Raw genomic sequence first — 21,195 nt, 5'->3', positions numbered from 1 at the left:
TAAAAAGAGAGGGGTCTTTTAATTTGGGTGTTGAGTTTTTAGTAGGCAGATCGGGGAGTGGGAAAACGAGGCTGATTATCGACAGCATTCAAGATGAACTGCGCCGGGAGCCGTTCGGGAAACCTATCATTTTTCTAGTCCCGGATCAAATGACGTTTTTAATGGAATATGAGCTTGCTAAAACGCCGGATATCGGCGGCATGATACGCGCTCAAGTGTTCAGTTTTTCGCGTTTGGCGTGGCGCGTGCTTCAGCATACCGGGGGCATGAACCGCCCGTTTGTGACGACGACGGGTGTGCAGATGCTTTTAAGGAAACTGATTGAAGAATATAAGCACGAGTTTAAAGTGTATCAAAAAGCGAGTGACAAAACCGGGTTCACTGAGCAGGTGGAACGGATGCTGACAGAGTTTAAGCGGTACTGTATTGAGCCTGAAGATGTCCGCCGCATGGCGGAAAGCGGAACGGCGTCAGAATATCGCGGAGAGCGGATGCTGTCTGAAAAACTTCATGATTTAGGCATTTTATATCAGCAGATGGAAAGAAGCCTCGCCGGACACTATTTGCATTCAGAGGACTATTTGACGCTGCTCGCTCAGCAGATTCCTTTGGCGGACGTTGTAAAAGGCGCCCGTGTTTACGTCGACGGATTCTATCAATTTACGCCGCAGGAATTAAGGGTGCTGGAGCAGCTGATCATGCATGCTGAACATGTCACATTCTCGCTGACGGCGGACAGCCCTTCGGCGGAACAGGCACCGGATGAGCTCGATCTGTTCAGAATGACGGGAAGCACATACTATAAGCTTTATCAGACGGCAAAGGAATTGAATGCCGATATTTCCTGCAAGGAACTGCATGGCACGAAGCGGCATCGGCATGTGCCGGAGCTTGCCTGTATAGAGTCGCAGTACGATGTGCGTCCCGCCGCGGCGTATACCGGCGGACAGGAAGCTTTTACCGTCATGCAGGCGCAAAACAGAAGAGCTGAGCTTGAAGGTATTGCCCGGGAAATTCAATCACTTGTCCGGGACGGAGGATACCGGTACAAAGATATGGCGATTCTCATCCGTCAGCCGGAAGATTATAAAGATTTGCTGAAGGAAGTGTTTGCCGATTACGGGCTTCCTTATTTTATAGACGGAAAAGCTTCTATGCAGCATCACCCGCTTATTGAATTCATCCGTTCAAGCCTGGATGTCGTGAAGGGGAACTGGAGATATGAAGCGGTGTTCCGCTGTGCGAAAACCGAACTGTTATTCCCGCTTGATCAGCCGGAGCAGAAAATAAGAGAGCAGGTCGATCAGCTTGAAAACTACTGTATCGCCTACGGCATTAAAGGGGAGCGCTGGACGAGCGGCGAGCGGTTTGTATACAGGCGCTTCGTATCGCTCGATGAGGATTTCGCGCAGACAGATCAGGAAATAGAGATGGAGCAAATGCTGAATGAGACGAAAGAGTGGATGGCCGCGCCCCTTGTCCGGCTTCAAAACCGGATGAAAAAGGCGAAAACGGTTCAAAGCATGGCGGAGGCTCTTTATCTCTTTTTGGAAGATACCGATGTTCCCCTGAAGCTGGACCGAAAAAGGCAGCGGGCCGAAGAGGCCGGAAACATGATCGAAGCGCAGCAGCACGGCCAGGCGTGGGATGCCGTTATCCAGCTTCTCGAGGAGTTTGCCGGCATGATGGGTGAAGATGAAATATCTTTGGCGCTGTTCCAGCAAATGCTTGAAACGGGAACGGAATCGCTTCATTTTTCTTTAATTCCTCCTGCGCTTGACCAAGTATTTGTAGGGAATATGGATCTCTCAAGAATGTACGGCACGTCCTGCACATTCGTCGTCGGGGCCAATGACGGCGTTCTTCCGGCGCGCCCGGATGAAAACGGCGTGCTGTCTGATGATGACCGGGAGTGGCTGAAAGCGGTCGGAGTGGAGCTGTCTTCCGCGGGGCGTGAGCGGCTGCTTGATGAGCATTTTCTCATCTATATGGCGCTGTCGAGTCCGTCTGACCGTCTTTATGTGTCATACCCGATTGCCGATGCGGAAGGAAAAACGCTCCTGCCGTCAATCGTTGTAAACAGGCTTGGCGAGCTGTTTCCCGATCATCAGGAAAAGCTGTCAGCGGCTGATCCCGAGCAGGTAAGCGAAGAAGAGCAGCTTCAGTATCTCGTCAATATACAGGTGGCTCAGACATATACGGCAAGTCAGCTCAGGCTGTGGACAAGAGAGTACGAGATCAGTGACGTATGGTGGAGCGCATACAATGTGCTGATGAAAGAGTCTGATCACCAACGTGCGAAAAAGCTGTTTTCAAGCCTGTTTTTCCGCAATGAGGCGAAGCGTCTTGAACGGCCTGTTTCGCGCCAGCTTTACGGCGAGCATATTAAAGGAAGCGTCTCCCGGATGGAGGCGTTTAATGCCTGCCAGTTTTCCCATTTTGCATCACACGGGCTTCAATTAAAAGAGCGGCAGTTTTTCAAGCTGGAAGCGCCGGATATCGGCCAGCTGTTTCACTCCAGCCTGAAGCTGATTTCAGACCGGCTTCGTGAGCAGAAGCTGGAATGGCGCGATCTGACGAAAGATCAGTGCCGGAATTTCTCCTATGAAGCGGTGGAACGGCTTGCGCCAAAGCTGCAAAAAGAGATTCTGCTCAGCTCAAACAGACACTTTTATGTGAAGGAAAAACTGCAGAAGATCGTCACGCGTGTTTCAGGCATATTAAGCGAGCATGCGAAGGCGAGCGGTTTCGTCCCGGTCGGTCTTGAACTCGGTTTCGGCGGAAGCGGGCCGCTGCCTCCGCTCACTTTCACGCTGAAAAACGGCTGTACGATGGAACTCGTCGGACGGATCGACCGCGTGGATAAAGCGGAAAGCTCAAAAGGCCTGCTGCTGAGAATCGTTGATTATAAATCAAGCGACAGAGGGCTTGATCTGGCTGAGGTGTATTACGGGCTCGCTCTGCAAATGCTCACATATCTTGACTTATCGATTACACATTCCGCGGATTGGCTCGGCATGAAAGCGACACCGGCAGGCGTTTTGTATTTCCATATTCATGATCCGATGATTCAGGCCAGTCTGCCGATGGGGCTTGATGAAATCGAGCAGGAAATTTTTAAGAAATTTAAAATGAAAGGCCTTCTCCTCGGTGACCGGGAGGCGATCAGCCTGATGGACACGACGTTGGAGGAAGGGCGTTCAAATATCGTCAATGCCGGTTTGAAAAAGGACGGGTCTTTAAGATCCGACTCAGCCGCGGTCAGCGAACAGGATTTTCATCTGCTGACAGACCATGTGCGGCGGACATTTGAACAGGCGGGCGAAGCGATAACGGACGGGCTTGTGTCCATTACCCCGTATAAGCTGAAAGATAAGACGCCTTGTACGTATTGTGCGTTTCAATCGGTGTGCCAGTTTGATGAGTCGCTTAAGGAAAATGAATACCGCAGCCTGAAAGCGGAAAAAGACGGCACCATACTGGATTGGCTGAAGAAGGAGGCGGATGATGATGCAAATTCCTAAACCGAAAGACAGCATATGGACGGATGACCAATGGAGCGCCATCGTTTCTTCCGGCCGCGATATTCTGGTCGCTGCCGCAGCCGGATCAGGTAAAACGGCCGTGCTCGTGGAACGGATGATCAGAAAGATAACCGCGGAGGAAGATCCGGTTGATGTTGACAGGCTCCTTGTGGTGACCTTTACAAACGCCTCAGCAGCGGAGATGAAGCATCGGATCGCGGAAGCATTAGAAAAAGAGCTCGCCAAAAATCCGGGATCTCTGCATATCAGACGGCAGCTCTCTCTATTAAATCGGGCGAGCATTTCGACGCTTCACTCTTTCTGTCTGCAAGTGCTTAAAAAATATTATTATATGATTGATCTTGACCCCGGTTTTCGGATGGCTGACCAGACGGAAGGCGAATTGCTCGGAGACGAAGTGCTTGATGAGCTGTTTGAAGATGAATACGCAAAAGGGAATCAGGCGTTTTTTGAGCTTGCGGACAGATATACGACAGACAGGCATGATCTGGATCTTCAAGACCTTGTCAAACGGGTGTACGAGTATTCCCGGTCGCATCCTGACCCGGAAGCGTGGCTGCAAAGCTTTGTCCGCCTGTATGACGTGACGGAAGAAAGCAAAATAGAAGAGCTTCCGTTTTACCAGTATGTGAGAGAAGATGTTGAAATGGCGCTCTTCGGGGCAAAACAAAAGCTTGAGAAGGCGCTTGAACTGACAAAAGCGCCCGGCGGGCCGGCGCCGCGTGCTGATAATTTTCTGGATGACCTTCAGCAGATAGAAGAGCTGATCAGCTGCCGGCATGACTTCGATGCGCTGTATGAACGGGTTCCCGCAGTCTCATTTAAGCGGGCGAAGGCGGTAAAGGGTGATGAATTTGACAAAGCGCTTTTGGACGAAGCGACCGATTTGCGAAACGGCGCGAAGAAACTGATCGAAAAGGTAAAGACAGATTACTTTACAAGAAGTCCGCAAGATCACTTAAAGAGTTTAGCAGATATGAAGTCTGTCATCGAAACGCTCGTTCAGCTCGTGATATCGTACGGAAAACGATTTGAAGCGGCGAAACAAGAAAAATCAATTATTGATTTCTCAGATTTGGAACATTACTGCCTGGCGATTTTAACTGCGGTTGATGAAGAAGGCAGGCGGGTGCCGAGCGAAGCGGCCGTTTATTATCAAGACCAGTTTCATGAAGTTCTGGTTGATGAATATCAAGATACCAATCTTGTGCAGGAGTCTATCCTGCAGCTTGTTAAAAGCGGGGATGAAGAGGCGGGAAATCTGTTTATGGTAGGCGACGTCAAACAATCGATCTACCGTTTCAGACTTGCCGAGCCGCTGCTGTTTCTCGGGAAATATAAAAGGTTTACAGAAAGCGGGGAAGGCGCGGGGCAGAAAATTGATCTGAACCAAAATTTCCGCAGCCGCTCCGATATTTTGGACAGTACGAATTTCTTGTTTAAGCAGCTGATGGGCGGAAAAATCGGCGAAGTGGACTACGATGAACAGGCGGCATTGAAGCTCGGCGCATCGTATCCGCCGAATGACGCGGCCAAAACGGAACTGCTGCTGATTGACAGCGCTGATGACGCAGACAGCGCCGAGGATGCCGAAGACTTTGAAACCGTGCACTGGGAAGCGAAAGCGATAGCCGGGGAGATCCGAAAGCTTGTCTCATCTCCGTTTAAGGTATATGACGGCAAAACAAAAACACACCGGAATATCCAGTACCGGGATATCGTGATTTTGCTGCGCTCTATGCCGTGGGCGCCGCAATTAATGGAAGAGCTGAAAAACCAGGGCATTCCGGTGTACGCCAATTTGACGTCGGGTTACTTTGAAGCCGTGGAGGTGGCTGCGGCGCTTTCAGTCTTGAAGGTGATTGATAATCCGTATCAGGATATTCCGCTTGCTTCCGTGCTGCGCTCGCCCATCGTCGGCTGTGACGAAAATGAACTTGCGCTGATACGCCTTGAAAAGAAAAAAGCGCCGTTTTATGAAGCGCTGAAAGCATATATAGCGAACGGTGACAGGCATGATGACCTGTATCAAAAACTGAGAACCTTTTATGACAGTCTGCAAAAGTGGCGGTCATTTTCGACGAATCATTCGGTGTCTGAGCTGATTTGGGAAGTATACCGCGATACCGGATATTTTGACTATGCAGGCGGCATGCCCGGCGGAAAGCAGCGTCAGGCCAATCTGCGCGTCTTGTATGACCGGGCGCGCTCGTACGAAGCGACGGCGTTCCGCGGGTTATTCCGCTTTTTGCGGTTCATTGAACGGATGCAGGAGCGCGGCGATGATCTGGGGACGGCCCGGGCGCTCAGCGAGCAGGAGGATGTCGTTCGGCTGATGACGATCCACAGCAGCAAAGGACTTGAATTCCCCGTCGTTTTCACCGCCGGACTCGGCAGAAGTTTTAATATGATGGATCTCAACAAATCATACCTGCTTGATAAAGAGCTCGGTTTCGGCACGAAGTACATTCATCCGGAACTCAGAATCAGCTATCCGACTCTGCCGCTTGTGGCGATGAAGAAAAAGATGCGCAGAGAGCTCTTATCCGAAGAATTGCGCGTATTGTATGTGGCGCTGACCAGAGCGAAGGAAAAGCTGTTTCTCGTCGGTTCCTGCAAAAAACGGGAAAAACAGCTGGCCAAATGGCAGGCGCAAGCAGACCGGGCCGATTGGCTTCTTTCTGAATTCGACCGCTATCAGGCGTCATCTTATTTGGACTTTATCGGGCCGGCGCTCATCCGCCACCGTGACATGGAGGCGCACAGGACGCCGGGACTTTCATCGTCTGAGGATATCGCGCGCGACCCGTCGCGTTTTCACATCCGGATGCTGCAGCAAAGTGAATTGCTGGAAGAGAATCCAAAAGAACGTGCTGAAGAAAAGAGCAAACGTCTCAAAGCGATTCAGCAGGGCGAGCCGATTCCTGGTTCGTTTTCATTTGATGATCAGGCGCGCCGTCTGCTTGAATGGGAATATCCGTACCGAGAGCTGACGGCTATCAGAACGAAGCAGTCAGTTTCTGAGCTGAAGAGAAAGCAAGAATACGAGGATGAATACAGCGGCCGCTCTCTCATCAAACCGTCAGGAGACACGCTTTTATACAGGCGTCCCGGTTTTATGATGAAAAAAGGGCTGACAGCCGCCGAAAAAGGAACGGCGATGCATACGGTGATGCAGCACATACCGCTGACGCACGTGCCGACTGCCGAAGAAGCGGAGCGGACGGTCCGGATGCTTTACGAAAAAGAGCTGCTGACAGAAGAGCAGCAGGAAGCTATTGATATAGAAGAAATTGTTCAGTTTTTCGGAACTGAAATCGGGAAAGACCTTCTCGGGGCGCTGCGGATTGACCGGGAAGTGCCGTTCAGTATGGCGCTTCCGGCCGGCGAGGTGTACAAGGATGCCGAAACGGCCGGTGAACCGCTGCTCGTGCAGGGGATTATTGACTGCCTCTACGAAACGGCGGACGGTCTCTATTTGCTGGACTATAAAACAGATCGGATAGAGGGGAAATTCCGGAACGGATTTGAAGGCGCGGCTCCGATTCTGCAAAAAAGGTATGAAACACAAATCGAATTGTATACAAAAGCGGTTGAACAAATTACAAAAACGAAAGTGAAAGGGCGTGCGCTCTATTTCTTCGATGGAGGTCACGTTCTTACACTGTAACAAGATCCGAAGCTCCTTTTTGGAGCGGATCTTTTTTTCTATCAAAAAGTGAGGTGAATGCGGTATGCGCATTTTACATACAGCTGACTGGCACCTCGGCAAAACGCTGGAAGGCAGAAGCCGGCTGAGCGAGCAGGCCGAGGTATTGGAAGAGCTGAATACCATTGTCAAGGAAGAAAACATTGATGCGGTCATTATGGCGGGGGATGTATTTGATACGGTCAACCCGCCTGCGCTCGCTGAACAATTGTATTATGAAAGTCTTTCCGCGCTTTCTGACGGCGGAAAACGACCGGTCGTCGTCATTGCCGGAAACCATGACAATCCCGACAGGCTGGCGGCGGCTTCTCCGTTAACAAATGAGCGCGGCATTCATTTAATCGGCTATCCGCGGACAGAACCCGTGCATATTGAGGTGCCGTCGGCGGACGAGCTGTTAGCCGTAGCCGCGCTGGCATATCCGTCAGAGGCGAGATTAAACGAAGTGCTTTCTGATACGTTTGAGGAAAAGCTTCTTCGCGATCATTACGATGTGAAAATCAGAGAGGCGTTTGCTCACATGTGCGGACTGTGCCGGGACGATGCCGTGAAAATCGCGGCGAGCCACATTTATGTCGCGGGGGGAAATCAGACCGATTCAGAGCGTCCGATTGAAGTCGGGGGCGCTTACACAGTTGCCGCTGACAGCCTGCCGGCTGATGCGGCTTACGTGGCTCTCGGCCATCTCCACCGTCCGCAAACGATCAAGCGCGCCAAGACGGCTGCCCGTTATTCAGGCTCTCCGCTCGCATACAGCTTTTCAGAAGCCGGTTATGCCAAATCGGTGACGGTGGTAGAAGCGAAGCCCGGCGGAGAAGCGAAGTGGGAAGAGGTTTTCCTGTCTTCCGGTAAACCGCTCGTCAAATGGAAAGCGCAGGGGCTGAGCGAGGTTCACGGCTGGCTCGATGAAGGGCGTGACCGGAATGCCTGGATCGACCTTGATATCCATTTGACGGATCAGCTTTCTCTCGAGGAAATTCATCGGCTGAGAAAGGCGCATCCCGGCTTTATCCATATCAGGCCGGTTTTTGAAGAAAAAGAGACCGAAAATGACCGGATTGAAGTGAAACACACATCAATTGAGGATCGATTTAAGAAGTTTTATGAAAAACAAACGGGCGGCGGCGTGCCGGATGAGGAGATGGTCAAGCTGTTTTTAGAGCTTGCGTCAGCAGATGATGAGGAGGATGCGACATGAAGCCGATTCTGTTAACGATAAAAGGGCTCCACAGCTTCAGGGAGGAACAGACCATTGATTTTGCCGGACTGTCAGGAGCCGGGGTGTTCGGGATTTTCGGGCCGACCGGAAGCGGAAAATCGTCGATCCTTGATGCCATGACACTCGCTTTATACGGAAAAGTGGAGCGCGCCGCAAATAATACGCACGGCATCCTGAATCATGCCGAAGATCAGCTCGCCGTCTCATTTACATTCGCGCTTCAATCCGGCCACCGGGTTTCCTACAAGGTCGAGCGCGTTTTTAAGAGAACGGATGAAACGAAAGTAAAAACCGCCCTCTGCCGCCTGATTGAAATCAAAGACGAACAAACGGTGCTGGCCGATAAAGCGAATGAAGTGAACAAAAAGGTAGAGGAGCTTCTTGGCCTGACCATTGACGACTTTACAAGAGCCGTCGTGCTGCCGCAAGGAAAGTTTGCCGAGTTTCTGTCGCTTAAAGGCGCGGAAAGAAGACATATGCTCCAGCGCCTGTTTAATCTGGAACAGTACGGGGACAGGCTTGTCAAAAAATTGCGGCGGCGGGCGCAGGAAGCGGCAGCGAAAAAAAATGAAATGCTGGCCGAACAATCCGGCCTCGGAGACGCAGGAGAAGATGCGCTGAAGCAGGCTGAACAGCAGTTTCACGAAGCGAACGAACGGCTTGAAGAAGCTGAGAAGAAACGGGTCCGGGCAAAAGAGCGTTTTGAAAGTCACCAGGAAATTTGGAACTTGCAGACAGAAAGAGATGAATATGAGCGCCGGGAGAAAAAGCTTGAGGAAAGACGCCCGTACATCACGGATTTGACTGAGCGTCTTAAAGAGGCGGAAACAGCTCTCGCCCTTGAGCCGTACGCAGACCGCTACACAGAAGCCGTCCGCCGGAAGCAGCGCGCCGAACAGGAGCACGAACTGGCCAAACGGAAATCAGAGGCGGAAACCGTTTCATTTACCCGGCAAAATGAAGCCTATGAAGCATGGCGGGCCCATAAGGCCGAACAGGAGCCGAAGCTTGTCAAGGAAGAAGAGCTGTATCAAAGACTTTCAGCCATTGAACAAAAACTGCTTGAAGCGAAAAAAGAAGCGGAAAAAACAAATGCGGAACACAGCAAAAAAGAGGAAGAATACGAAGCCGCCTCGAAACAGCTGGCCGGAGTGAAAGACCGCCTGACCCGCGGTAAAAAGAGGCAGAATGAGCTGAAAGAAGAGCTGAAAGCAGTTCAGGTGACCGCCGATGAACGGAAAAAATGCCAGACCGCAGCACAGCTGGCGGCGGGCTTTCAGCAGACACAGGAACAAATCACGAAAGAACGGGCCAATCTGACAACGCAGCTGAAAAACGTGGAGAAGCTGAACGGAGAAAGCGAGTCGCTCACAGCGAAGGCGAAAACGGAAGAGGAAGACATTACGCACGCTTATCAAACGCTTCAAACCGTTTACCATATGGTCTGTGAAACGGAACGTTCACTGAAAGCCGCAGCCGAACGGGCTGACAAAACGCAAGCCGATCTCCGCAGGCGCTCAGAGGAAGCGAGAACGGCTGCATTAACAAAAGAATTATCGGAAAAACTAATCGAAGGAAAGCCTTGTCCTGTATGCGGCTCCACGCAGCATGACCGCCCGCGTTCCGCTCATGAAACATTCTCGCCTGATACGGCTGTACAGGAACAGTTGCAGCAGGTTGAAGCGCTGCTTTCTAAGGCGGCGGCTCTTTCTCAGGAAGTGCTGACAGCCAAGGTTGCATTAGAAGAGCAGTCAGGGCGTTTTACCGAAGAATGTCCGTTTCTGCAAAGCGCCCGGGTTCCGGAGCTGGAAGCCGCTTTCTCCATCAGCGGACGCCCGCTTGATGAAGCGTTCAGCGCCGTCCGCTTGGAATGGAAACAAATGAAACAGGATATGCTGTCGGTAAAAGAGAAGGTCACAAGACTGATCAGCGCGCATCAGCAGACGGTGAAACAAGCTGAGCAGCTGGCCGAACGAATCCGCTACGAGGAAAAAGAAGCCGACCGTCTCAGACATTCATTAGAAGAGCTTGAATCGCTGTCAGAAAGCCGATTGAATCAGTACAACGAAGTCTGCGGTGATATTCCGCCAAACCGGATTGACGCCTGGCAGGCTTCGATAGATGAGAAGGACAGGCAGGCAGAAGAATGTGAGAAGCGCATTGAAACAAGCATCGCATTCCTCAAGGAACATGAAGAGGAGAAAGAACGCCTGCAGGAGATGAAGCATCGGCTTGAACGGGAACGGCTCGAGCTTCACTATGCGTCTGAGCGCCTGCAGCAGGTGATTGATGGATATGAACAAGAGCTCGGAACAGCAGCTGAAGAAACATCAATTTCCGCAAAGCTTGAAGCGGTGCGGCAGGAATTACAGCTGTTAAAATCGAAAGAGCAGTCCCTATTCGATGCGCTGAAGCGGGCGCAGCAATCACTGAATGACGCAAAAGGCCGGGAATCCGGGAGTCTCATGTCACTCAGGGATGCTGAGACTTCCCTTGAGAAAGCGCAAAACGACTGGCGCGTGAGGTCAAAAGACACCGGGTTTACCGAGCCGGACCAAGTCAAAAAAAGTCTGCTTCCGCAAGGGCGTGCAGAGGAAATGAAAAAAGAAATAGATGAGTTCCTGGACACCTCAAAACAGCTATCGGCAAATATCAGCCGTGTTACTGATAAATTAGCCGACCGCCGGATATCGGAGGAAGAATGGACAGCATCCGTTTCTCTGCTGAAGCAGGCAGAGGCTGAGTCAGGCGCCGCCATGGAGGAAAAAGGAGCACAGGCAAAAGCCTACGCGGTTATGCAAAAACAGCATAAGCGCTTTAAAGAGATTGAAGCCGAACTGAAAAGCTGGCAGACACAGATTGACAGGCTTGATAAGCTCCAGTCTGTATGTAAAGGCAATACATTCGTCGAATTTTTAGCGGAAGAACAGCTGGAAAGCGTGGCTCGGGACGCCTCTGCCCGTCTCGGAGCGCTGACAAGGCAGCGGTATGCCATATTAGTCGATTCAGAAGGCGGTTTCGTCATGCGTGATGACGCGAACGGAGGCGTCAAAAGGCCTGTATCAAGCCTTTCCGGCGGGGAGACGTTTCTGACATCGCTGTCGCTTGCGCTTGCCTTGTCCGCCCAGATTCAGCTGCGGGGGCAATACCCGCTGCAATTCTTTTTCTTAGATGAAGGATTCGGGACTCTTGACCAAGGGCTCTTAGACACCGTTGTCACAGCGCTCGAAAAGCTGCAATCGGACAACTTATCCGTCGGAGTGATCAGCCATGTGCAGGAGCTGAGAGCGCGTCTGCCGAAAAAATTAATCGTTCATCCGTCCGAACCGGGCGGGAAAGGCACCCGGGTCACATTGGAGATCATGTAGAAAGGAGAAGGAATTATGGCCGATTCTGCCGAGGGCACATGTGAATTATGCGGCCGCCATCATGTGCGGCTGACGGAGCACCACTTAACGCCTAAGGAAGAAGGCGGGACATTCCTTCCGACCGCAATGCTCTGCATCCCTTGTCATAAACAGGTTCACGCGCTCTATACGAATCAGGAGCTTGCGGCAAGGCTCGCGGGAATAGAAGAGCTGCGGCGTGACCCGAAACTCGCGCGGTTTGTGAAATGGATCAGAAAACAGCCGCCAAAAAAGCTTGTAAAAACAAAAAAAGCAAATGAACGAACATAACGCTGAACCAAAAGCAGCCCTCTTCTGAAAGAGCGGCTGCTTTTTAGGCGTTTCCGACCACATTTTGATCGCTGACATCGGGGTCTATATAGTTTGTCGCATTGACAACGTTGTTTAATAACAGGAAATCTCCGGTATTGCCTGCTCCCGAACCGAGCGCAGATTTAGAAGAGCTTTTTGGAGAAAGGTAAAAGGAATCACCAAAGTTTACGACTCCGCCCGATATGGAATTGATAGCTATAGGTCCGGTAATTGCTGGCATAAACGACACCCTTTATAGAAGTCTCACCGTCATTATATGTCAGGGCTGCTGTGATTGTGAGCTTGATGTGAAGATCTGCCTAATATGTTTCAGCCGCGAATCTCCCAGAACGATCGACGTCGATCCGATTTGAACCACGGACGCTGACGATACCCCTTGAACTTTCACATTCCTTACCCGAATTGAAGGGTTTTCATGGCAGAATGCGCTTTGGACTCCCGTTTCCGGTAACGGCATGACGGCCGGCTGCCGAAAGATCTGGTATTCTTTTTTGTTAAATGAGCCTTCATCATCTCTGTATACAGCAAGACTACGCTGATCGGCCAATACTTTGACCCGCATATTGATTTCATTCGTATCGCCTGCTTGAAAGACACTCGCAATCCCGACTGAATTGATTTTGGCGTTCCGGAGGCGTGAAATGCGCTTTAACATTATTCCGGCGCCAGCGGCACATAAGGGCCGATAATAAGAGATTCCGGAGGCGTGTCAAAGATGGAAGACAGATAGACGGAATCGGTGTCGCCGATTAATAATAAGGAAGAACTGGATACACCGGTAGACCGGATGTCGCCGACTTCAATATTCCGGTTAATCACTGTAAAAATCATGACGGATCATCACCTTTCATTTCACCAGGTATGTGCTTAATAAAGTGCTCGACGGCCCTGACAATATCACGCTTCACATGTTCGGCAATCTGCTCGGCATATTGCGCGGGCGCCGTATTTTCTTCTTTCGGGACATGGGACAGATAATACTTAATCCGGCTGTCCATCTGCTTTCTGATATCTTCAATAATATGATATTTGTTCGCTTCGTCCAGCCTGCTCTCATACTGAGTTTCGAGCTTCTCTAAAAGCGCGGGGATTTCTTCATTCAGGTACATATCGACGTTTTGGCGGATTTGCTGCATTTGCTGGCCCGCCTGTTCCTGCTGCATCATTCCGACCTGCGGAGATGTCTGGCCGACTTCGAAGTTTTGCACGGCATTCGGATCAGTCGGATTCAATCCGATATTCAGCGTTCCTTCCAGCCGTTCAATTTTCAGCTGATCAAATTTATACTCGAGCCGATCGATTCTTGTAGAAGGCTGCTGCTTCAGCGTTGAAATTTCATTTTGGAATTCTTTCAGCTGCCGTTCGAGCTCCTGAATCTGCTGCGCCTGCTGCTGGACGAAAGAATTTAAATTCTGCAGGTAGGATGAAACGGATTGATCATACATGACATTCACCTCGCGTCTCGTTTCCTTCATTAAAACTACCGGCTTGGCGGCTGGAGCGGTACAAATGATGAGGTGCCGGGACCTCCCCCTGTTGTTACAGTCTGCTGCCCTGCAGTGACAGGCGGCGCCGGCTCAACATAACTCCCTGTATTGTACAGATTGGAAAGAGATTTAATTGAACCGGCGCTTCCGATTTGCAGTATGGAGGAATTGCTGACAGATTCTACACGCATGTAATTGATATGGATCGACTGATTGACGTAAAAATTCATACGGCGCCTCCTTTATGCGTTTCCTGCCATCGGCTGATCGATTACATCATTATCGTACACATTCGTTGAATTCCTGTAATTCGTCAGTGTGAGATTGTCTCCGGTATTGAAGCTGCCCGCTCCGGCAAATGTCTTAACCTCTGCTTTTGGAGAAATGGTGATGCAGTCGCCTATATGAACGACTCCGCTCGTACCGACGGCATTAATTTTAAACGCTCCGACAATTGCGGGCATACGAGCACATCCTTTTCGTGAAGATTTTCATGACTATACTCCAGGAGCTTATCTGGGCTGCCTGCCTAAAATAGCTTATGACAAATGCACATTTTTGTGAGCGGAAAAAACTTTAGACGTAAAAACACCGGCGCTATACGCATGCCGGGCCTTATACATAAATGATACAGATTTATATACACATCACGTTTATGAGAAAGCCTCTTTTTTTTCGCGGCCGTGCTGAATCTGTGCGGCCGGGTTCGGCCCGCTGTCTTTCGTTTGTTGGATGAGCCCGCCCCGGCACCCGTTTAAAAGGCTGTCCAGCTCCTGGCTGCACCTGATGGTCTCCGTCGCATTGATTCCGAATTTTTGCGCTGTCTCGAATAAAGTTAATCTTTTTTCTTCAATTTTGTTCATCGTGTGATCTCCAATTCTCGATTATTTTGGAAAACATAGGATGATAATAGTATAACCCATTTTGGCCAAGAAGGTTTTATTTCGTCAATATGACTAAAAAAGTGACAATTTTTGATACTCTTTTACACTTATTTTCAGCCTGTTTAAAAGAGGGATTTCCCGTTCGGAGGAAGAATACATAAAGGAATGCCATTTAAAAATGATGGGGGATTAACATGAAATTTGCGACAGGGGAACTGAACAGCCGAAAATTTGTCGGTCTGATTATTGATGATGACAAAATCTTAGATCTGCAAAAGGCTGAAAAAAAATTGTTTGAACTTGAGACGATTCCGGGTTCGCTGATCGAGTGCATTCAAAAAGGAGATAAGTTTGTCGCGCATGCCGGACAGCTTGCGGAATGGGCGAAAAAACCGAATGACGAATCAGGTTCATTTATGTATGCGCTGTCTGACGTAAAGCTTTGCGCGCCTATTCCGAGACCTTCAAAGAACGTGATCTGCATCGGGAAAAATTATCGTGATCATGCCGTTGAAATGGGGAGTGAGGCGGATATACCCGAGCATCCCATGGTTTTCACGAAAGCCCCGGCTGCCGTTACAGGACACGGAGAAACAGTGGACAGCCACTTGGATGTAACGGAGCAGCTTGATTATGAAGGGGAGCTTGCGGTAATCATATCAAAAAGCGGATCGCACATCTCCAAAGAACATGCGCTTGATCATATATTCGGCTATACAATTGTAAATGATATCACAGCGCGCGATCTGCAGAAAAAACATAAACAGTTTTTTATCGGCAAAAGCCTGGATACGACATGCCCGATGGGCCCGGTCATTGTACATAAGTCGGCCGTCAGCGATCCGCAAAGCCTGAAAGTTGAAACGCGGGTGAACGGTGAACTGCGCCAATCAGGATCAACGGGTGACATGATATTTCCGATAGCTGAATTAATCGAGACGCTGTCAAAAGGAATGACGCTTGAAGCCGGTGACATTATAGCGACGGGGACGCCGTCCGGTGTCGGAAAAGGATTTAAGCCCCCGAAATTTTTAAAGCCGGGGGACCGTATTGACATTACAATTGAACCGATCGGCACACTGTCGAACCAAATCGGATAATTGTGTGTCTTTCGCACGATTGATAATGCTCCGAGAGGCTTGTTGTGGTACCATAAGTGAGGCAGATTGATCTGATAGGGGGGATTGAACATAATGACACATTGGCATATTACTTCATGGGTCGTTGCGCTTATCCTGGTGTTTGTCAGCTACGGGCTGTACGGTGCCGGAAAAGCGAAGGGCGCAAAAATTACGCATATGATTCTGCGCTTATTCTACATTATTATTATTCTGACCGGAGCTGAGCTTTTTGTCCGTTTTGCGAATTGGAACGGAGAGTACGCCGGAAAAATGCTGCTCGGCATCATTACCATCGGACTGATGGAAATGCTCGTCATCCGTAAGAAAAAAGGCAAATCAACCGGCGGACTGTGGATCGGTTTTATTATCGTGCTCGTCCTGACGGTGCTGCTCGGCCTTCACTTGCCGATCGGCTTTCACGTATTTTAATCAATCGCTTGAAAAACCCGGATGCATCCGGGTTTTTTAGTTGCGCATACATTTTGCGCAACTGTGCCAGCGTCAATCACTCTCGTTACCGCAAAAGCTACGGCTGTAAAGGGTAAAAGCAAACGCCGGGCGTCAATCAGCGTGAAAACAAAGCTAAATCCATCAGGCGGCACCTATTTAAAAGGTGCCGCCTGTTTGTTACGCGGTGCCGTCTTGTTTTGCCGTTGAATACATAATGGAGCGCCGCCCGTCAGATGCCGTCCATTCAAATCTGTCGTGTTTACCCGAGCTGCCGCGGTGATGCTGAAGGGCGCATTGTGCGTCATCCGCCGAGAAGTGATAAAACGAAACGCCTTCACCGGAAAACAGCGCCTGATTGTAGGAAAATACGCAATCATATACAGACAGGCCGAACCCGTGCAGATGGCTGAGAAACAGCAGAAACGTTTCATCGTCCAGCGAATCGAGCAAGGTTAACAGCGGCCGTTTGACCGCCTTTTCATAACGGATTTCTTCCCCGCCGAGCAGGGGGATGGTGTCTGCGCCGATTTCGGCCGCACCGCCGCAAATCCGTGCCGGCTGCCATCGGCCGCCGCGTTTCATCAATACGTCTGCGTTTCCTAGACTGTCTGCAAGCAGGATATCGCCTTCATCGTTTTCGACGAGGCAGATGCCGTCCTCTATCATCAGGGTGCCGCGCCCCCATTTGTTTTTTTCTGAGAAAAGCTGTTTTCGTTTCATAACCGTGCCGGTCTCCTTTGTTTGTTTCTTCTCTTTCGTTCTTTCCAAATCGGGCTTGTCTCATACAACTCTTAGTGGGACAAATCAACTATCTGCGTTTCTTTGCATAAACTGGGTAAAGTGCTGATAGAAACGAATTTGATACCGACAGAAACGGGATTGGAGCTGATATCACATGTGTGGAATTGCGGGTTGGGTCGATTTTCAAAAGCAGCTCGTCCAAGAGAAACATATTATGAACAATATGATAGACACTCTTTCAAAACGAGGGCCTGATGATTCAAACGTCTGGGGAGAGCCCCATGTTTTATTCGGACATAAAAGACTTTCGGTCGTTGACATTGAAGGCGGCCGCCAGCCGATGGCCTGCACGCATCAAGAGGAAACGTACACGATCATTTATAATGGCGAGCTGTATAACACGGAGGAATTGCGGAAGGAGCTTCAGGCGAGGGGCCACCGTTTTGAGAGGACCTCTGATACAGAAGTGCTGCTGCACAGCTATATTGAGTGGCGGGAGGAGTGCGTGGACCGCTTGAACGGTATTTTCGCTTTTGCCATCTGGGATGAAAAGCGCGAGCGGCTGTTCGGGGCAAGAGACCGGCTCGGCGTCAAACCGTTTTTTTATAAAGAACACGGCTCTTCCTTTCTGTTTGGGTCGGAATTGAAAGCCATCCTTGCTCATCCTGATGTGAAAGCCCGCACAGACAGCGGCGGACTTGCGGAAGTATTCGGACTCGGGCCGTCCAGAACTCCGGGCTGCGGGGTGTTTAAAGGAATTCACGAGGTGCGTCCCGCCCATGCGTTCACTTTCTCAAAGGACGGTTTGTCCATATGGCGTTATTGGAATGTAAAGAGCGAAAAGCATACAGACAGCTTCGATGAAACCGCGGCTCACATTCGGTACTTATTTCAGGATGCAGTGACACGCCAGCTCGTATCTGACGTGCCGGTTTGCACGTTTTTATCAGGGGGGCTTGATTCGAGCGCGATAACCGCGATAGCCGCCGCTCATTTTGAGAAACAAGGCAGAGATCCCCTTCATACTTATTCAATTGATTATGAGGAGAACAGCAAATTTTTTAAAGCGAGCGCGTTTCAGCCGAATGATGACGGCCCGTGGATCGATAAAATGACAAATGCATTCGGCACACAGCATCATAAGTGCGTGATTACGCAGGATCAGCTGGTTGAACATCTGGAGGAATCCGTTCTCGTCAGAGACCTGCCGGGCATGGCTGATGTTGATTCCTCGCTATTATGGTTCTGCCGGGAAATTAAAAAAGATTTTGTCGTGAGCCTTTCCGGAGAATGTGCGGACGAAATTTTCGGCGGATATCCGTGGTTTCACACCGCGGCAGAAGAAGACGGATTTCCTTGGATGAGGTCGACTGAGGAGAGGATCACGCTCTTGGATGAAAAGTGGCAAAAACGGCTGAACCTTAGAGAATACGTGAATGCGAGATATGAAGAAACCATTGCGGAAACGCCGCTGTTAGACGGTGAGACGGGAACAGATAAAGCGAGACGGCAGCTGTTCTACTTAAATATGCTTTGGTTTATGACAAATCTGCTCGACCGCAAAGACCGCATGAGCATGGGCGCAAGTCTTGAAGTACGGGTGCCGTTCGCCGACCACAGACTTGTGGAATACGTTTGGAATATTCCTTGGGAAATGAAAATGCATGGCAGCCGGGAAAAAGGCATTTTGCGGAAAGCGCTTGAAGGACTGCTTCCTGAAGATATTTTGTACCGCAAAAAAAGCCCTTATCCGAAAACGCATCACCCGAAATACACGCAGGGGGTTACAGAATGGCTGAAAACGATTTTGCAACAGAAAGATTCCGTGCTTCACACCCTGCTTGACAGAAAGAAGCTGGAAATGCTGCTGGAGACAGAAGGTTCATCTTTTCAGGTGCCGTGGTTCGGCCAACTGATGAAAGGCCCGCAGCTGATCGCCCATCTTGCCCAGATCCATACATGGTTTGAGGCGTACCGTATCGATATAGAAGAATAACAGTGCCGCGACCGGTTTCCGCTGAAGGATATCGGTCTTTTTATTGTGAAACATATGGTACACTAAAAAACAGAGGAGTGATACCATGACCGAATATGAAACATGCGCCCAGCTTGCCGAGGCGCACTTTCCTTTATATAAACGGACTTTCTCATCCCTGCCGCCAAAAAACAGGCGGGCCGCATGGGCGGTGCTTGCTTTGTTTCACGAAGCTGATCGGCTTGATGTGCAGGAACTTGGAGGATTTGAACAGGCGGCACAAGACTTTCTGAACGGGGCACGCGCCGACGGCTTTTTGTGGGAGGCGCTCACTGATGTGCGGCAGCAATTTGCGCTTGAAGAAGAGCCGTTGCGTGAGTTTATCGCCGGCCACATCTCTGACAGAGAAAAAGTAACGTATCAAGAGTTTGATGACCTGCTGATGTACGCGGGCCAAACAGGCGGAGCCATCGGCCTGCTTCTGCTGCCGGTTTGCGCGCGCCGGAACCAAGAGAAACTCCGCCATGCAGCCGTTTCATTAGGAGCAGCCATTCAGCTGACCCGGGTGCTTCTGGGGGTCCATACGGATGAGCGGTCGAAAAAGCGTCTCCCGCGCCAGGTGATGATGCAATTCGGCTATACGGAAGAAGAGCTGGAGAGCCGTACTGTCAACAAAGCTTTTATGAATGTATGGGAGTACATCGCATTCGAGGCTGAGGCGTATTTCGAGGAGGCGTCTGAAGAGCTGGAGCTGTTTCCGTTATACTCAAGGCCCGCCGTTACCGGTGTGCTGGCACATTACCGGTCAGAGCTCGGTGACATGAGAAAACGGCTTTCGCAAGCATAAAAAAAAACGCCCGGCTTCTTAACGAAGCTCCGGGCGTTTATGCAATCCCTTTTTGAATCCAAATCCGCGACCGCCATCTTCTGTACATAAGAATGCCCCTGACCCATTCATCCGCGATAAATGAAATCCAGATGCCCATAAGCCCTAATCCGAAATGGATGCCGAACAGATAAGCGAGAGGCAGTCCGATACCCCACATGGAAATCATCGCCATGTAGACGGGGAATTTTGCATCTCCGGCAGCCCGCAGCGAGTTGATGATAATGACATTAAATGAACGGCCGGGCTCAAGAATGATCGTCATGGCGATCAGCATGCTCGCCGTCGCAATAATGTCAGGGCTGCTTGTGAAAATTCCGATCAGCTGCTTTGAAAACAAGGTCATGATCACGGATGTCAAAGCGGCAATGCCAAGCGCCCAGTACAGACTTTTCATGCAGCGGTCATAAGCGTCGTCAAACCGTTTGGCGCCGATATATCTGCCGATCAAAATCTGTGTGCCCTGGCTGATCGCCGTTCCGAACAGCAGGATAAACATGGTGATGTTTTGCGTATAAACCTTTGTTGTAAGCGCCTGAGCGCCCATAATGGCGATAAAATAAGTGACAACCATTTGTGAAATGTTGTAAGACAGCTGTTCGCCGGCAGACGGAATCCCGATTTTCAGGAGTTTCCGCAAGTGCTCTTTATGGACGTGAAAAATCTTTTGCCATGTCAGACCGAGTCCGATGCGTTTTTTGACGATCACAATCATCGCGATCAGTCCGATGATCCGTGCAAAGGACGTTGACATCGCAACACCGGCGACGCCTAACACCGGAAGGCCGAGCGGCCCGAAAATGACAAGAAAGTTTCCGGCAATATTTAAAATATTCATCCCGATCGTAACGAACATCGTATCCTTCGTATGACCGTAGCTTTTTAAAATGGCACTGAATGTCATAATCAAAGCCTGAATGAAGGACAGCCCGCCGACCACCTGCAAAAAGACTTTGGCATCCGGCATCAATTCATTGGAAAGACCCATCACATGAAGCAGCGGAACGGCCGCAAAAAATATGGCGGCGCTGATGGCGAGACTGATGACAAAGTTCGCTCCTATTGATACATAAGCCACTTCCTGCGCCTCTTTTTTCTGTTTAGATCCTAAAAACTGTGAAATCACAATTGTCGTACCCGTAGCGATAAAGCTGAACATCACGATAATTAAATTTAAAATCTGATTGCTGACACCCACGGCCGCCACACTGTTGTCAGAGTATTGGCTAAGCATAAGAGTGTCGGCGTTTCCCATAAACATATATAATGAAACCTCAATAAATATCGGCCAAGTCAGCGCGTATAATGAGAGTTTGTGATCAGAGGATTGTTTGAACGCAGCCCGTTTTAAAATCGCTTGTTTCATTTCTTTTAACCCCTTTCCTGACAAAATCAACGTTTAAAAGTGTACCTCCATTTTCTTATAATAAAAAGGGAGAGAAACGAAACTTCTTGCAAA

The 21,195-nt window shown here is 50.0% G+C and carries 18 protein-coding genes; 9 read left to right on the top strand and 9 right to left on the bottom strand.

Annotation, left to right across the window (positions count from 1 at the left end):
• Window positions 1-23 precede the first annotated feature (23 nt).
• The 5 genes from addB (at window position 24) to OVA33_RS19545 (ending at window position 12,150) form a co-directional block, all read left to right on the top strand.
• Window positions 24-3,524 carry a helicase-exonuclease AddAB subunit AddB gene (gene addB, locus OVA33_RS19565; protein WP_128974049.1) on the top strand — a complete coding sequence of 1,167 codons (3,501 nt, stop codon included), beginning with the start codon at window positions 24-26 and terminating at the stop codon, window positions 3,522-3,524.
• On the top strand, window positions 3,511-7,215 hold the full coding sequence (addA, locus tag OVA33_RS19560) for a helicase-exonuclease AddAB subunit AddA (protein ID WP_025649561.1): 3,705 nt from the start codon (window positions 3,511-3,513) through the stop codon (window positions 7,213-7,215). The genes addB and addA overlap by 14 nt, the downstream gene beginning before the upstream one ends.
• 64 nt (window positions 7,216-7,279) lie before the next feature.
• Window positions 7,280-8,452, top strand: coding sequence for an exonuclease subunit SbcD (sbcD, locus tag OVA33_RS19555; RefSeq protein WP_025649562.1), 1,173 nt, complete (start codon window positions 7,280-7,282; stop codon window positions 8,450-8,452).
• Window positions 8,449-11,841 (top strand): exonuclease subunit SbcC, encoded by a 3,393-nt coding sequence (gene sbcC, locus OVA33_RS19550; RefSeq protein ID WP_025649563.1) that lies wholly within the window; start codon window positions 8,449-8,451, stop codon window positions 11,839-11,841. The genes sbcD and sbcC overlap by 4 nt, the downstream gene beginning before the upstream one ends.
• A gap of 15 nt (window positions 11,842-11,856) precedes the next feature.
• On the top strand, window positions 11,857-12,150 hold the full coding sequence (locus OVA33_RS19545) for a hypothetical protein (protein ID WP_017417418.1): 294 nt from the start codon (window positions 11,857-11,859) through the stop codon (window positions 12,148-12,150).
• A 43-nt stretch (window positions 12,151-12,193) separates the two neighbouring features.
• On the opposite strand, the gene OVA33_RS19540 is transcribed toward OVA33_RS19545, so the two are convergent.
• The 7 genes from OVA33_RS19540 to OVA33_RS19510 form a co-directional block, all read right to left on the bottom strand.
• Window positions 12,194-12,412, bottom strand: a complete 219-nt coding sequence (locus tag OVA33_RS19540) for a spore germination protein (protein WP_003155143.1) — start codon at window positions 12,410-12,412, stop codon at window positions 12,194-12,196.
• Window positions 12,413-12,451: 39 nt separating this feature from the next.
• A complete protein-coding gene (locus OVA33_RS19535; RefSeq protein WP_014417372.1) occupies window positions 12,452-12,847 on the bottom strand; it encodes a spore germination protein GerPE in 396 nt (131 codons plus the stop codon).
• A complete protein-coding gene (locus tag OVA33_RS19530) occupies window positions 12,847-13,023 on the bottom strand; it encodes a hypothetical protein (RefSeq protein WP_003155141.1) in 177 nt (58 codons plus the stop codon). The genes OVA33_RS19535 and OVA33_RS19530 overlap by 1 nt, the downstream gene beginning before the upstream one ends.
• Entirely contained in the window at window positions 13,020-13,637 is a 618-nt protein-coding gene (locus OVA33_RS19525; RefSeq protein WP_017417419.1) for a spore germination protein GerPC, read from the bottom strand. The genes OVA33_RS19530 and OVA33_RS19525 overlap by 4 nt, the downstream gene beginning before the upstream one ends.
• Before the next feature lie 35 nt (window positions 13,638-13,672).
• Window positions 13,673-13,909: a spore germination protein GerPB gene (locus OVA33_RS19520; RefSeq protein ID WP_007409164.1), complete on the bottom strand. Its 237-nt coding sequence runs from the start codon at window positions 13,907-13,909 to the stop codon at window positions 13,673-13,675.
• Window positions 13,910-13,921: 12 nt separating this feature from the next.
• On the bottom strand, window positions 13,922-14,143 hold the full coding sequence (locus OVA33_RS19515) for a spore germination protein (RefSeq protein ID WP_003155135.1): 222 nt from the start codon (window positions 14,141-14,143) through the stop codon (window positions 13,922-13,924).
• Window positions 14,144-14,332: 189 nt separating this feature from the next.
• Entirely contained in the window at window positions 14,333-14,542 is a 210-nt protein-coding gene (locus OVA33_RS19510) for an aspartyl-phosphate phosphatase Spo0E family protein (protein ID WP_025649564.1), read from the bottom strand.
• Between the two features lie 215 nt (window positions 14,543-14,757).
• Between OVA33_RS19510 and OVA33_RS19505 the strand changes: the two genes are divergently transcribed.
• Complete coding sequence (locus tag OVA33_RS19505; RefSeq protein ID WP_017417421.1) at window positions 14,758-15,663, top strand: fumarylacetoacetate hydrolase family protein; 906 nt, start codon at window positions 14,758-14,760, stop codon at window positions 15,661-15,663.
• Window positions 15,664-15,756: 93 nt separating this feature from the next.
• Window positions 15,757-16,113 (top strand): YisL family protein, encoded by a 357-nt coding sequence (locus OVA33_RS19500; protein ID WP_003155128.1) that lies wholly within the window; start codon window positions 15,757-15,759, stop codon window positions 16,111-16,113.
• Between the two features lie 198 nt (window positions 16,114-16,311).
• Here OVA33_RS19500 and OVA33_RS19495 read toward each other — a convergent pair whose 3' ends face one another.
• A complete protein-coding gene (locus tag OVA33_RS19495) occupies window positions 16,312-16,854 on the bottom strand; it encodes a DUF2777 family protein (RefSeq protein ID WP_025649565.1) in 543 nt (180 codons plus the stop codon).
• Window positions 16,855-17,029: 175 nt separating this feature from the next.
• Between OVA33_RS19495 and asnB the strand changes: the two genes are divergently transcribed.
• Window positions 17,030-18,871 carry an asparagine synthase (glutamine-hydrolyzing) gene (gene asnB, locus OVA33_RS19490; RefSeq protein WP_025649567.1) on the top strand — a complete coding sequence of 614 codons (1,842 nt, stop codon included), beginning with the start codon at window positions 17,030-17,032 and terminating at the stop codon, window positions 18,869-18,871.
• Window positions 18,872-18,956: 85 nt separating this feature from the next.
• Window positions 18,957-19,697: a squalene/phytoene synthase family protein gene (locus tag OVA33_RS19485; protein ID WP_063636859.1), complete on the top strand. Its 741-nt coding sequence runs from the start codon at window positions 18,957-18,959 to the stop codon at window positions 19,695-19,697.
• Window positions 19,698-19,734: 37 nt separating this feature from the next.
• Here the strand turns inward: OVA33_RS19485 and OVA33_RS19480 are convergent, their stop codons facing one another.
• The gene (locus OVA33_RS19480; RefSeq protein ID WP_003155121.1) at window positions 19,735-21,102 is read right to left on the bottom strand and encodes an MATE family efflux transporter; all 1,368 of its coding nucleotides are present in this window, start codon (window positions 21,100-21,102) and stop codon (window positions 19,735-19,737) included.
• Between the last annotated feature and the right edge of the window lie 93 nt (window positions 21,103-21,195).

Source organism: Bacillus sp. KICET-1, from assembly GCF_027721405.1.
Lineage (GTDB): Bacteria > Bacillota > Bacilli > Bacillales > Bacillaceae > Bacillus > Bacillus velezensis.
This window is presented reverse-complemented; position numbering and strand designations above follow the sequence as displayed.